Origin of the sequence: Acinetobacter sp. FDAARGOS_558 (genome assembly GCF_003937785.1) — a bacterium.
Taxonomy (GTDB): Bacteria; Pseudomonadota; Gammaproteobacteria; order Pseudomonadales; family Moraxellaceae; genus Acinetobacter; species Acinetobacter baumannii.
Window position 1 is genome coordinate 2068552 of the sequence record NZ_RKJH01000001.1, and the last position, 13037, is coordinate 2081588.

A 13037-nucleotide genomic window follows, 5' to 3' on the forward strand; every position below is an offset into this window, starting at 1 on the left:
ACAAGAAAGAGGTGGTTAGGGATGCCACAACTAAAAAATTATACAGGCTCGGTATATGGAGGACTGGGGCACCTGTTAAAGGCTTATTGCGAAGCCAATGAGTTAACTATTCCAGAACAATTAGAGCAAATTCAAAATCTGGAACGCTTTGACTATGTGGTTTGGCGCGACCTATTAGAAGTTATTTATAAACTGGATCCTAAGCCAGGTTTAGGGCTAGAAATTGCCAAATATGTACAACCCAAACATTTAGGCATTATTGCCTACCTTGCTCTTTCTTGCGATAACTTAGGTGAAGCCTTAATTCGTTACCATGATTTTCACCGTCTGATTTATGACGGGAGCCCTTTAGTGGTTGAGTTACAGGGACGGTATGGTTCTATTCGTTGGGAGGCACCAGAGTTACACCCTACCCAGCTTACCGATGAAATCGCGATTGCGTTGGTGATTCAGTTCTTACGTCTTTTTATGTCTCATGAAGATGTGCAGTTACATGAAGTGCGTTTCTTAAATGCTGCCCCTAAAAATATCAGAGTTTATGAGCAGTATTTTCAATGTCCCGTTCGTTTTAGCCAGCCCCGTACAGAGTTACTTATACCCATTACGGAAATTCATAAACCGCTTAGCAGCGCAGACCACACATTACAGCAACTATTGGTTCAGCAGGCCCAAGCACTTTTAGAACAGTTACCCAATTCAACCCAACTCGATCAGCGTTTACAGCATTCAATTTTGACTGGTCTGCAAAAGAATCAGTATCAAATTGAATATATTGCAGCTCAATTAGGCCTATCGGTTCGACAGCTCCAAAGGCACTTACAACAGCAGAACACCACCTTTCAGGAACGTGTTCAGCAAGTACGCTTTATGCTGGCAACCGAGTATTTAAAAGATCCGCATTTAAGCCTACAAGAGATTGCACTTTTGCTGTGTTATTCAGAACAAAGTGCCTTTCAAAGAGCATTTAAGCATTGGACCAAGCAAACACCACAACAGTGGAGAGATCAATTTTTAAACAAAGAATAACCAACCAAAACTTACAAATCTTTTCTTGATTAAAACAACACTGAAAACAAAAATTTCATATAGTCACATGCTTAATTTTTTGTGACGTATTTCACATTAATTAAAAAATAGATCAATAGATGAGTAATCACAATGAATAAATATTTTGCTGAATTCCTAGGTACGTTTTGGCTAGTCTTTGGTGGTTGTGGTAGCGCAGTTTTAGCCGCAGCTTTCCCTGAACTTGGTATTGGCTTTGCAGGTGTAGCCCTTGCCTTTGGTTTAACCGTACTCACAGGTGCTTATGCTCTAGGGCATATCTCAGGTGGACATTTCAATCCCGCGGTAAGTGTTGGCCTTTGGGTCGGTGGCCGCTTCGATGTTAAAGATTTAATTCCGTATATTGTTGCGCAAGTGGTTGGTGCGACTGCTGCTGCATTTGTTCTTTATATTATTGCTCAAGGCCAAGCAGGCTTTAGTGGTGTTGGCGGGTTTGCGACCAATGGTTTTGGTGACTTATCACCAAATAAATTTGGTTTAGGTTCTGCTTTCATTATTGAAGTGGTTCTTACTGCTTTCTTCTTAATCATTATTTTAGGGGCAACTGACCGCCGTGCACCTGCTGGCTTCGCTCCTATCGCGATTGGTTTAGGCTTAACACTCATTCACTTAATCAGTATTCCGGTTACGAACACTTCGGTAAACCCTGCACGTAGTACAGGTGTTGCGTTCTTTGCTGAAACGGCTGCGTTAAGTCAGTTGTGGTTGTTCTGGGTAGCACCGATTTTAGGGGCTGTGATTGGGGCAATTATTTATAAGGTAGTTGCTGGGGATAAGGATTAACTGCACAACCGCAAATACCACGGTCACTCAAGTTGTAGTTGTATAGGTAATGCCTCACTTTTGAGTGAGCAAAAGTGACAAAACTCATTCGTTTCACTGACGTTACTTCCATGTAACGCAGTGAAACAGGCGGCATCCGTGCCGCCGTCGCGGTAGCAAATTGAGTAAAATATATTTATTACAAAAACGGATTATTAATTTCTTGTTCAGCTGGACGTTCAATTTTCTCAGGCAATTCTTCTTTTTCCAAAGCTGCAACTACATCATTTAAAAAACTCTGCAATGCCTTTGCCTGCTCTAACCCGACTTTGTCTTTAGTGATTTGCAAATTGCCATAAATACTCACGCAATCGACATCATTTTCTAATGTTAAATCTTCAATTGAAGAAGACTCAGTACCCTTTTCAAATGGCTTAAACATAGCTGTTATCTCGTTGTTATATCTTCACAGTGTAATACGACCAATTTAAAAAAAATCAATCAAAATTAAAAGAGCCGACAAAATTAAGAAAGCGCCCATCAGGATATTAAAATATTTCAAACGGTTGCCCTGATTCAGTACCACTGAAAATTTATCACCACAGAACCCCCAAAAGAACAAACATGCGTAGCAAGTGAAAAAATAAATAACGATAAAGATCGGCAACGACTGCGGGTTTTCAATGCTAGTAAACATGGTAATACCCGACACACAAGCCAACCATGCTTTTGGGTTAAGCCACTGTAATAAGAAACCATCTTTAAAATTGGGAATAAGCATGTGCTCTACAGGTGCACTTGAAATTGAAATATTGGCAGCAGAAAGAATAATTTTTATGCCGATATAGCAAACAAAGAGCGTTCCACAAACTGCAAGAATTTTTAAGACAACTGGAAACTGAGTTAATACACTTTGAAGGCCAAAGGCCATAAAAATCAAAAGCAAGGTAAAGCCAATGGTGGCGCCTGAAATATAGGGAAGTGATCTTTTTAAACCATGATTTAAGCTGGTCGATAAAATAACTGTATTGACGGGACCGGGTGTAATCGACATTGCAAAAGAAAAAAGAAACATCGAGGCAAACATTGTTATTATCCTTATTCGAATAAATAGATGAACAGACAGATCTGTCTGTTCATCTTATTGTATCGATTCAGGCTTCACAACAGTGCTAGAAGGGTCTTATTTCATTATCTGCAAGAAATAGTTCACCAAGGCTTCAACCAATTGTTTCACAATGGCATTTCTAGTTTCTTCATCAATACTTGGAACTTTTGCTTCCATCGGTTCAGAAGAACCAGTTTTTTGCTTTTTAAACTGATCTTGTAACGCTTGAATTTGTTCTGCGCTTAGGTCTTGTTCGCACTGGCTTTCACCATCCCAATGCAAATAGTCGAGCTTTTGGTTAGGTTTAACTTGGCTAGCAGTTAACGGTAAGCGATAAACATTGCGTTTTTGCTGTTCGGTTAACTGTGGAAATAAGTTAATACCAAGCTTTTCTTCTATATAACAAACACTCACTACCTTCACTTGCTGCGAGTTATTGTTAGGTGCGTAGTAAGCCCCAATAGCGCCAGTTTTTGGCATATACACCGCTTTATAAACTGCGGTAGGTACAATCACGCCCTGCCCAATCGTTTTGAGACGTTTACCCTCAAAAACAGGTCCTGTCACGACATATACATCTTGTTTTTGCTTGGTGACAATGGCACGGGTTGCTTCTTCAAGTTTACGCCAGACTTCTTGGTTATTTTTAGGCGCTTGCGGCACCATGTTGCTGAGCGAGAAACTATCAGACTGTGATTCTTTATTTGGCATATCGCCATTTGGTGCCATGTGCCCACGGTCATATCCTGAACCACGGTAGTCACTTAAAAGTGCCCGATGCTTTTGAGGAACACGCGTTTCTTCATGGAAGTTATCTTCACGTTTAATTTTGACACTTAAACGTTCTGCATCTAAATGCTCGGCCGACCATAATGGTGTTTTAGAAATGCCTGAATAGAGGACATTAAAACCGTTAAAGCACAGCGGATAGCTGTCTTTTTTTAAGCTTTCTTTATTTAACGCAGGCGGAACTTCACGATAAAACTGGTTAAGACAAGTCGAGTTAGTACTTAAAGGCGAAAACCACTGCGAAATCTTTTCACTGCCGAAAGCAATTGCAAAGCTTCCGGCTGCAATACAAGCAAGAATAATCTTGCCAACATGCTCACTTAGAGAAAATGAATTTGTACCTTTACTACGTTTTTTACTTGCCATGTTTCTATCAATACCACTGTCCACACGCAGCTTAACAATCCTGCTTTTTTAAGTATATCGCTTATCTTTCAAATGGTTAAAACGTGGTCATCTTTTTTGTAACTCTAATCGGTTTTACGTAACAGTCTGTTGGCATTATGAGAGCCTTTGGCTATTGAATTGCGCCAATTGCGTATCTTTCGTTGAAATGCACTTATAGCTTATGACATGGTTAGCTCCACAAATTTGGATAAAAATATAATCGGAGTCCATTTAATGATCCATTCAAAGATTATTGGTATTGGCGTAATCACAGGATTGTGTAGTATGGCTGCTTTGGCTGAACCAGCAGTCCAGCCAGGTGATACTTTAGAGAGCTTATCTAAAGTAAAAGTGACTACAACCGTCAACGGCCAACCAGGTTCTATTAGCGATTTGGTCAATAGCGGACAAGTACAGCAAGTTTCTGCTGCACCAACAAGCGCAGCGCCTACCGGTGCTCCTATTCCGGCAGATGTTCCACCAGCACCTCCAGCGGGCGGTGAAATGGCTCCTCCAGCTGCACCAACTGATGCAGTGCCACCTGCACCGAATCAAGCGGCTCCAGCGCCACAAGATCCGAACACTCCACCGCCAGCTGCTAACCCGAACCAATCAGCAGACCCAATGGCAAAAGATGGGGCGTTACCAGCAGATGCACCTATGCCACAAGCTCAATAATCCGAGCCATAAAAAAACCAAGACATATGTCTTGGTTTTTTTATTACATCAAATTTTATATTTCGATTTGACTACCTAATTCAACAACACGGTTAGTTGGAATTTGATAGAAATCACTGACCGGACTGGTATTACGCTGCATTGAAATAAACAGCTTTTCTCTCCATGGCGACATGCCGTCTCCTACAGAATGAACAATACGATCACGCGAAATAAAGAAGCTGATATGCATCAAGTCATATTCAAGGCCTAATTGTTCATAGGCTTGCATTAATGCTTTCGGCACATTCATTTCATCTTTAAAGCCGTAGAAAATTTTAATACGGAAGAAATGTTCGGCTAAGGTTTCTGTCGTAATACGCTCTTCAGGTGCAACAAACGGTACATCTTCAATCACTACAGTGACCAAGATATTACGCTGATGCAATACTTTGTTGTGCTTAATATTATGCAGCATGGCATGTGGCACAACATTTGGCGTACCCGTCATAAATACCGCATCGCCCGGCACCCAGTGCACACTATTACCAATACTTTTTACAAACAAATCGAGTGACAAAGTATCGTGTTCAAGCTTAGCAAAAGTAAGCTCACGGCCACGTTTCCATGTCATTAAAATGGTCACTGCAATCGCACCAATCAATAATGGCACCCAACCGCCAGACAAGATTTTAAGTGAAGTTGCACCAACCAATACCGACTCTAAAATAAAGAACGGAATAATCAGGAGAAGCACTTTTGGCAAACTCCACTTCCACGCCGAGTAGATAAATACGGCAACCAAAATCGTGTCACAGAGCATGGTCAAAGTTACGGCCAAACCGTATGCACTTGCCAAGTTCGAGCTGGTTTTGAAGATTAAAATTAAGATAATAATTGCGATTAAAAGTAACCAGTTTAAGAAAGGTACATAAATCTGACCTTCTTCAGACTCAGACGTATGTTTAATACTTAAACGCGGTAAATAACCCAATTGAATCGCTTGGCGCGCAAGAGAAAACACCCCTGAAATTACGGCTTGAGAAGCAATGACAGTTGCCATAGTTGCCATAATAATCATTGGGTACAAGGCCCACTGCGGCACCAGTAAATAGAACGGGTTTTCAATTGCCGCTGGGTCTCTGAGTAATAATGCGCCCTGTCCTGCGTAGTTTAAAACCAAGCATGGCAATACCACAAAGAACCACGCCAGACGAATCGGCACTGGTCCGAAATGTCCCATATCGGCATATAGCGCTTCACCACCAGTCACTGTTAACACCACAGCACCCATCACAAAAAATGTCATGATCGGATGGTGATAGATAAACTGGATCGCCCAATGCGGACTAAACATGCCTAGTACCACAGGTGTTTGGATGACACTGTGAATACCCAAGATTCCTAAAGATAAGAACCACACAAGCGTAATTGGACCAAAAAACTTACCTACAAACGCCGTACCGTGCTTTTGCACCAAAAACAGCGTGACGATAATGGCAATTGCAATAGGCATAATGAACGGGTCAAACACATCGGTTGCAATAGACAACCCTTCGACCGCAGACAATACCGAAATGGCTGGGGTAATAATACCGTCACCAAAGAACAGTGATGCTCCTATAAAGCCTATCGCAATCATGTAGATTTTTTTGTTGTCGGCAATTTTCGCTTTACGCAAATTCAACGCGAGTAAGGCCATGATGCCGCCTTCGCCATTGTTGTCTGCACGCATCACGATTGCGACATACTTGATGCTAATAATCAGCATTAAGCACCAAAAAATAATGGATAAAATTCCTAATACGTTTTCAGGCTGAATTCCCAACCCATGCGCTGCATGGAAGGACTCTTTCAAGGCATAGAGCGGACTTGTTCCGATGTCTCCAAAGACCACTCCAAGAGCTGCCAAAGCCGTGGCAGGCAAGGTCGCTTTTTTGGCCGTATTTTGCATTGTGTAATTAAACCAATATGATTTTTAGCGCAATCTTATCACCTCTATTATTTTTTTTCTGTAAAGCTCGTCTTAAATCTTGGCAGGACTCGTTTTTTTAGTTACTATCGCACGCCTTGGTGAGGTGTCCGAGTGGCTGAAGGAGCACGCCTGGAAAGTGTGTATACGTTTACGCGTATCGAGGGTTCGAATCCCTCTCTCACCGCCAGAATTCAAAAAAGACCTAATCGTTTTGATTTAGGTCTTTTTATTTAACTTAAATAAAATCAACTTAATCAACGATAAGTAACTTCGCACCATTCAAGCTATAAGACTGGTGTGGTTCGGAGTTATCTCCGACTTGATAACTCATGCCTGAAGTTAAAGTAAATGTTCGTCCATCCTTCAATCTACTTTCCAACTCGCCTTCTAGGCAAAATAATATGTGCCCTTTTTCACACCAATGGTCTGCTAAGTAATTTGCAGAGTACTCTACAAGCCTTACTCTTATTTTATTTCCTTCTTCACCAAAAAATTGAGTTTTCCAATAAGCTTTTCCAGTTTCACCGCTATATTCAGTGACTTCTATTTCTTCCCAGTTTGTAATTTGAAATGGAAAAGGCGCGATATTCATAGTTTTCCCAAAGACGTATTATTGTATTTTCAACTTATAGACAAAATTGGTTTTTGCAAACACTTTAAAAATATTATCTCTTAAAGCCAACGCCCAACTAAGAAAGAAACTCATTAGATTTCTCTAATCAGCCTTAATCCAGATCAAAAACTTCTAATGACTCTACATAAGGCAAAATCTCTGTACACGACAAATTTCACAGAACCCTTATCCTATCAGGATTCTGCTTTCTTAAAATTGCCAAAATTTCCTTAAACTCTTCTTTTTTCCCAAAACCAATTAAACGCTGAATCGCCATTTGAACATAGTCTAAACCATAGCGAAATAAACTCATTGAGAGTCGTCCATGCTTCTTTATTTTTATCGCTTTTTTTTGATTATGTTGCCATTCACCCGTTAAGTAACACCAACAGAAGCTTATAGCTAACACCGCAATCAATTTTTTCACTCGTCTAGGGTCTGTCAAGCGCGTATTTTCAAGATTAAACCCGCGTCCTTTGAGACAACTGAATAAGGTTTCAATTTCCCAGCGTAATGCATAATCCTGAATAGCATTGGCATTAAACTGAGGAGAAACGACGAGTAAAAGCTCTCCATTTTCTAACTGTAGTGCACTTATATATAGTTTCACCCGACCAACCAAAATCCGTCGTTTACGACATTCAATTTGACCAACTTTAAGATGGCGAAATAAATCACTAATTTTATGATTCTTTCCTAAATGATTGGTGACAATGAAGTTTTTTTAACACGAATGCAGAAGTTGATGTCTTGTTCAATTAACCATGTAAACCACTGCTCACCGATAAACTCTCTGTCTGCGAACACATTCACAATACGGTCTTTACCAAAAATGGCTATAAAGCGTTGAATCAAAGCAATACGCTCTTTCGTATCTGAATTTCCACGTTTATTAAGCAATGTCCAAAGGATAGGTATCGCTATTCCACGATAAACGATTGCGAGCATCAGGATATTAATATTTCGTTTTCCCCATTTCCAATTGGTTCTATCTAAAGTCAGTTGCACTTGGTCGAATGAAAACATATTGAAAATCAACTGAGAAATTTGACGATAATCAAAATACTGACCTGCAAAGAAGCGCTGCATACGTTGATAAAATGATTGTGGTAAACACTTGATGGGCAAGGCTTTAGATGCAGAAGAAAGATTACATGTTTGCTTTAAAATAATCACAAGCATGATGAGCGCAAAGCACTTTAAATGTGACTTGTTCCATTTTAGAGATTTGTTTAAGATAAGATATAACTCATTGAGATGTGTCATAGTATTCGTCGTTAGAAAACAATTATTGTGACATTATTTCAATGAGTTATCTATTTTTGTCGTGTACAGAGATTATTATAGAAGCCCCCATGAATAAATCGCTCATCATTTTCGGCATCGTCAACATAACCTCGGACAGTTTCTCCGATGGAGGCCGGTATCTGGCGCCAGACGCAGCCATTGCGCAGGCGCGTAAGCTGATGGCCGAGGGGGCAGATGTGATCGACCTCGGTCCGGCATCCAGCAATCCCGACGCCGCGCCTGTTTCGTCCGACACAGAAATCGCGCGTATCGCGCCGGTGCTGGACGCGCTCAAGGCAGATGGCATTCCCGTCTCGCTCGACAGTTATCAACCCGCGACGCAAGCCTATGCCTTGTCGCGTGGTGTGGCCTATCTCAATGATATTCGCGGTTTTCCAGACGCTGCGTTCTATCCGCAATTGGCGAAATCATCTGCCAAACTCGTCGTTATGCATTCGGTGCAAGACGGGCAGGCAGATCGGCGCGAGGCACCCGCTGGCGACATCATGGATCACATTGCGGCGTTCTTTGACGCGCGCATCGCGGCGCTGACGGGTGCCGGTATCAAACGCAACCGCCTTGTCCTTGATCCCGGCATGGGGTTTTTTCTGGGGGCTGCTCCCGAAACCTCGCTCTCGGTGCTGGCGCGGTTCGATGAATTGCGGCTGCGCTTCGATTTGCCGGTGCTTCTGTCTGTTTCGCGCAAATCCTTTCTGCGCGCGCTCACAGGCCGTGGTCCGGGGGATGTCGGGGCCGCGACACTCGCTGCAGAGCTTGCCGCCGCCGCAGGTGGAGCTGACTTCATCCGCACACACGAGCCGCGCCCCTTGCGCGACGGGCTGGCGGTATTGGCGGCGCTGAAAGAAACCGCAAGAATTCGTTAACTGCACATTCGGGATATTTCTCTATATTCGCGGTTCAGCAGGCATGTCCCCTTTGAGGGCGACCCGACGACAGGATAATCGACCTTATGGTGCGCAAATATTTCGGCACAGACGGTATTCGTGGCAAAGCCAACGAAGGCGCGATGACGGCGGAAACCGCCTTGCGCGTCGGCATGGCGGCTGGCCGTGTCTTTCGTCGCGGTGACCACCGCCATCGTGTCGTGATCGGCAAGGATACGCGCCTGTCGGGCTATATGCTTGAACCCGCGCTCACAGCCGGTTTCACCTCGATGGGCATGGACGTATTCCTTTTTGGCCCGCTGCCGACAACGTATAGGAAGAATAAACGCCCTTTTCACCCAAGTCCAACAGCTTTGGACCGCAGTTGACTCTTTCGACACCCCTGCGATGCAACCCAATCCGGCTGACGGGGAGCCAGCAACGCTGAAAATTTACCCTCCTCTTTCCCACTAGCGGCTCCTTTTCCGACAACCAGCACGGCGGATCCCTGCCGCGGCGCTGTGAACGCAGCATTTTGATTGGTATCGTTGGCCTTCAGGCTCGTCAGTCAAACAGACCCAGGAGCAGCTCAGCCGGTGGCGCCCGGCTTTCGGGTAACGCCCTGGTCCCGCTGGTTTCGGCTTTGTGCTTCAGGTGATCAAGGATCTGCTTGATCACTATAGGGTCTTCAATGCAGGCGATGACTTTCATGGCGCCGCCGCAGCCGCTGCAGGTCTCGATGTCGATATTGAAAACACGCTTGAGCCGTTGCGCCCATGTCATCGACGCTCGCCGTTGTGCTGGTGTTGCCGGTTCATCAGCCACCCTGACCTTGTTGCCCCTGCCCCGTTTTGCCGGCGTGACCAACGCCCGGTGCCGACTGTTGGGTGCGAACACCCCGTGGAAGCGGGTTAGGTTGACTCTGGGCTTCGGTACCAGGGCGGCCAGCCTTGCAATGAAATCCAATGGTTCGAAAATGACGTGCGTGGTGCCGTCCCGGTACGGCGTCTTGAGCTGGTAGCGCACGTTGCCGCCTCGTGTTAACGACAGCCGCTTCTCGGATACCGCCGGGCGGCTGATGTACCGGCACAGCCGTTCGAGCTTCTTGCGTTCATCGGCCCTGGCCGCCACGCCGGCGTGCAGGCTGGACCCGGCTACCTTGCCAATCCCGTCACCGAACGGATCACCACTGGTCGGCAGAGTTTGCAAAGTGAACACCTTTCGCCCCGCCTGTGAACCGACAGCGATACGGTAAGTGATCGAGTGCCCCAGCAGGGGTGTCATCGGGTCGTCATCCACCGCATCCGAGGCCAGATAGCTGTTTTCGACATCCCGTTCCAGCAGGCCTTGCCGTTCCAGATAGCGACCCACCCGGTGGGCGATGGTGTGCGTCAGCGGCACTGTTGCAAATAACCACGAATGGTAAGCTGAAGACTGTTTTAGCTAAAGGTGCAGCATATGAATCCTTTCCATGGTCGGCATTTTCAGGGCGAAATCATTCTTTGGGCTGTGCGCTGGTATTGTAAATATGGCATTAGCTATCGTGAACTGCAGGAAATGCTGGCCGAACGGGGTGTGAATGTTGATCACACGACTATTTACCGTTGGGTTCAACGTTATGCTCCTGAAATAGAAAAACGTTTACGCTGGTATTGGCGTAATCCTACAGATCTGAGCTCGTGGCATATTGATGAAACCTATGTAAAAGTGAATGGACGATGGTCTTATCTGTATCGTGCAGTCGATCAACGTGGCGATACCATTGATTTTTATCTTTCTTCTAGACGTAATACCAAATCAGCATATTGTTTTCTTGGAAAAATTTTAAATAATGTGAAGAAGTGGCAAATTCCACAAGTGATCAACACGGATAAAGCACCCACATATGGACGTGCTTTATCACGGTTAAAACGGGAAGGTAAATGTCCACCAGACCTTGAGCACAGGCAGATTAAGTATAAAAATAACGTGATTGAATGTGATCATGGCAAGCTAAAGCGGATCATCAGGGCCACATTAGGATTCAAATCTATGAAGACGGCTTATGCCACAATTAAAGGTATTGAAGTCATGCGTGCACTACGTAAAGGACAAGCATCGTCATTTTATTATGGTCAGCCTCAGGGTGAAGTGTGTCTAATCAACAGGGTTTTCGGTCTCTAAGTACTTTTTAAAGGGAACATCATCGACTCAAATCTCTATTTGCAACAGTGCCTTCGCCAGGCACTTTTCGGTCAAATCGACCAAAATACGACCTGCTTTAGGCGCTGTGAAGCTAAATTCTGGGGCTTAGGCAATAAAAATGAGCAGCAATTTCGGGTATGATACTTCAGCTTAGGGGTGAAAAGGTGCTTTATACTTCCTATACTCAGCGGGAGAGTGGTTATGCTGGTGCAGCAAGGCAGATTGGCAATACGTGCATTACAGAAAAGCGATGCGCCGGTGATGCTGCGCTGGCTGCAGGATGAGCGGGTGCTGGAATTTTACGAAGGGCGTGACAAACACTTCGATCTGCAAACGGTCATTGAAGTTTTTATCGAGGATCAGGGGGAAACCACACCGTGTCTGGTGTTACTGGATGATAAACCGCTTGGTTATGTGCAGTTCTACCCGCTGGATAGCGAAGATAAACAGGCGCTGGAACTACCGGTTGAGGATGTGATCTACGGGCTGGATCAGTTTATCGGCGAACCGGATTTCTGGGGGCTGGGACTTGGTACTGAGCTTGTCTCGCTGGTGCGCGATTATCTCATAACAGACAAGGCCGCACAGCGCCTTGTTCTCGACCCGCAAAGCCGCAACTCACGCGCAATTGCCTGCTATGAAAAATGCGGCTTTGAAAAACTCCGCTTGCTGCCCGCCCATGAAATGCATGAAGGGCAGCTGCAAGATTGCTGGCTGATGCAGTATTATCCCGCGCGCAGCAGTCTGATGGCTTCGTCACGCCCGAAAATATAGAGCAGCAGACGAAGTGCCTGACCGCGCTCAGATTGCAGATCAATATCGCGCTCCAGCATCAGACGGGCATCTTTACGAGCGATCTCCAGAAGATCAGTATGCGCTTCCATCGAGGCGAGTTTAAAGCCCGGCGTGCCGGATTGACGGGTGCACGCCAATTGTAAAAACTCGCCTGATTTAAACCGTGCTGAACACAGAAATTGGCAATGGTCTCATCAGTCTGTTTCCATTGTTCGATGAGTTGCTGCCATTGGGTCTGGGTTCTTCGTTTAGTTGCCATTATTGCCTTTCCCTTTTTGAGGTGAACGAATGGCAATAACGATACCGAATGAGATTAAGAGAAAAAGACGAGCTAAAATGATCGCTTACACTATAAGGGATATTTAGACTACGTAATCCAACAGAAAGATCAACGTGGAGAAGCCTCAGCCCGCCTCAATATGGCGGGCATCCAGACAAAACTGAATAAATTCACTGAAGCGATGGAAAACCTCACCCTCGTAGAAGCGTACTATAACCGCTCCCCCGATGCGCGCGATGTTATTGGCTCTT

Annotated in this window: 15 protein-coding genes, 1 tRNA gene and 1 pseudogene; 8 read left to right on the forward strand and 9 right to left on the reverse strand. The window is 44.6% G+C overall.

The genetic code is table 11. The features are described 5' to 3' along the window. Positions 1-21 precede the first annotated feature (21 nt). Both EGT34_RS10010 and aqpZ read left to right on the forward strand, forming a co-directional pair. Positions 22-1026 carry an AraC family transcriptional regulator gene (locus EGT34_RS10010; protein ID WP_024437237.1) on the forward strand — a complete coding sequence of 335 codons (1005 nt, stop codon included), beginning with the start codon at positions 22-24 and terminating at the stop codon, positions 1024-1026. Between the two features lie 132 nt (positions 1027-1158). Further along, positions 1159-1848 (forward strand): aquaporin Z, encoded by a 690-nt coding sequence (gene aqpZ, locus EGT34_RS10015; RefSeq protein ID WP_001045987.1) that lies wholly within the window; start codon positions 1159-1161, stop codon positions 1846-1848. A gap of 178 nt (positions 1849-2026) precedes the next feature. On the opposite strand, the gene EGT34_RS10020 is transcribed toward aqpZ, so the two are convergent. From EGT34_RS10020 to EGT34_RS10030, 3 genes are all read right to left on the reverse strand, one after another. Beyond that, complete coding sequence (locus tag EGT34_RS10020) at positions 2027-2269, reverse strand: hypothetical protein (protein WP_000476055.1); 243 nt, start codon at positions 2267-2269, stop codon at positions 2027-2029. Between the two features lie 45 nt (positions 2270-2314). Continuing rightward, positions 2315-2914 carry a LysE family translocator gene (locus EGT34_RS10025; RefSeq protein ID WP_000458291.1) on the reverse strand — a complete coding sequence of 200 codons (600 nt, stop codon included), beginning with the start codon at positions 2912-2914 and terminating at the stop codon, positions 2315-2317. A 96-nt stretch (positions 2915-3010) separates the two neighbouring features. Then, complete coding sequence (locus tag EGT34_RS10030) at positions 3011-4090, reverse strand: DNA/RNA non-specific endonuclease (protein ID WP_000157132.1); 1080 nt, start codon at positions 4088-4090, stop codon at positions 3011-3013. Positions 4091-4345: 255 nt separating this feature from the next. On the opposite strand from EGT34_RS10030, the gene EGT34_RS10035 reads away from it, so the two are divergent. After that, entirely contained in the window at positions 4346-4789 is a 444-nt protein-coding gene (locus EGT34_RS10035; protein ID WP_000581860.1) for a hypothetical protein, read from the forward strand. Positions 4790-4844: 55 nt separating this feature from the next. Here the strand turns inward: EGT34_RS10035 and EGT34_RS10040 are convergent, their stop codons facing one another. Next, the gene (locus tag EGT34_RS10040; RefSeq protein WP_001181667.1) at positions 4845-6722 is read right to left on the reverse strand and encodes a potassium transporter Kup; all 1878 of its coding nucleotides are present in this window, start codon (positions 6720-6722) and stop codon (positions 4845-4847) included. Positions 6723-6840: 118 nt separating this feature from the next. On the opposite strand from EGT34_RS10040, the gene EGT34_RS10045 reads away from it, so the two are divergent. Next, positions 6841-6930 (forward strand) — tRNA-Ser (locus EGT34_RS10045). A 63-nt stretch (positions 6931-6993) separates the two neighbouring features. On the opposite strand, the gene EGT34_RS10050 is transcribed toward EGT34_RS10045, so the two are convergent. After that, positions 6994-7335, reverse strand: coding sequence for a DHCW motif cupin fold protein (locus EGT34_RS10050; RefSeq protein ID WP_001017479.1), 342 nt, complete (start codon positions 7333-7335; stop codon positions 6994-6996). A 196-nt stretch (positions 7336-7531) separates the two neighbouring features. Beyond that, positions 7532-8622, reverse strand: a protein-coding gene (locus EGT34_RS10055) for an IS4-like element ISAba1 family transposase (RefSeq protein WP_106451081.1) whose coding sequence is annotated in 2 segments (ribosomal slippage) — positions 7532-8082 and positions 8082-8622 — 1092 coding nt in all. Because the reading frame shifts where the segments join, the coding sequence is not laid out codon by codon here. An 89-nt stretch (positions 8623-8711) separates the two neighbouring features. Here EGT34_RS10055 and sul2 point away from each other — a divergent pair. Together sul2 and EGT34_RS10065 are read left to right on the forward strand one after the other, a co-directional pair. Beyond that, complete coding sequence (sul2, locus tag EGT34_RS10060; protein ID WP_001043260.1) at positions 8712-9527, forward strand: sulfonamide-resistant dihydropteroate synthase Sul2; 816 nt, start codon at positions 8712-8714, stop codon at positions 9525-9527. 86 nt (positions 9528-9613) lie between these two features. Continuing rightward, complete coding sequence (locus tag EGT34_RS10065; protein ID WP_000251875.1) at positions 9614-9916, forward strand: phosphoglucosamine mutase; 303 nt, start codon at positions 9614-9616, stop codon at positions 9914-9916. Between the two features lie 175 nt (positions 9917-10091). Here the strand turns inward: EGT34_RS10065 and EGT34_RS10075 are convergent. After that, a pseudogene (locus EGT34_RS10075) lies at positions 10092-10922 on the reverse strand (IS91-like element ISVsa3 family transposase); the annotation flags it as partial. Positions 10923-10985: 63 nt separating this feature from the next. On the opposite strand from EGT34_RS10075, the gene EGT34_RS10080 reads away from it, so the two are divergent. Together EGT34_RS10080 and aac(6')-Ian are read left to right on the forward strand one after the other, a co-directional pair. Next, positions 10986-11690 (forward strand): IS6-like element IS1006 family transposase, encoded by a 705-nt coding sequence (locus tag EGT34_RS10080; RefSeq protein WP_001067784.1) that lies wholly within the window; start codon positions 10986-10988, stop codon positions 11688-11690. Positions 11691-11912: 222 nt separating this feature from the next. Beyond that, complete coding sequence (gene aac(6')-Ian, locus EGT34_RS10085) at positions 11913-12485, forward strand: aminoglycoside N-acetyltransferase AAC(6')-Ian (RefSeq protein WP_000960976.1); 573 nt, start codon at positions 11913-11915, stop codon at positions 12483-12485. Here aac(6')-Ian and EGT34_RS10090 read toward each other — a convergent pair. Both EGT34_RS10090 and tnpA read right to left on the reverse strand, forming a co-directional pair. After that, complete coding sequence (locus EGT34_RS10090; RefSeq protein WP_040110388.1) at positions 12437-12643, reverse strand: hypothetical protein; 207 nt, start codon at positions 12641-12643, stop codon at positions 12437-12439. The two genes, aac(6')-Ian and EGT34_RS10090, sit on opposite strands and share 49 nt — an antisense overlap. Continuing rightward, complete coding sequence (gene tnpA, locus EGT34_RS21540) at positions 12544-12765, reverse strand: IS66 family insertion sequence element accessory protein TnpA (RefSeq protein ID WP_000201914.1); 222 nt, start codon at positions 12763-12765, stop codon at positions 12544-12546. The genes EGT34_RS10090 and tnpA overlap by 100 nt, the downstream gene beginning before the upstream one ends. Between the last annotated feature and the right edge of the window lie 272 nt (positions 12766-13037).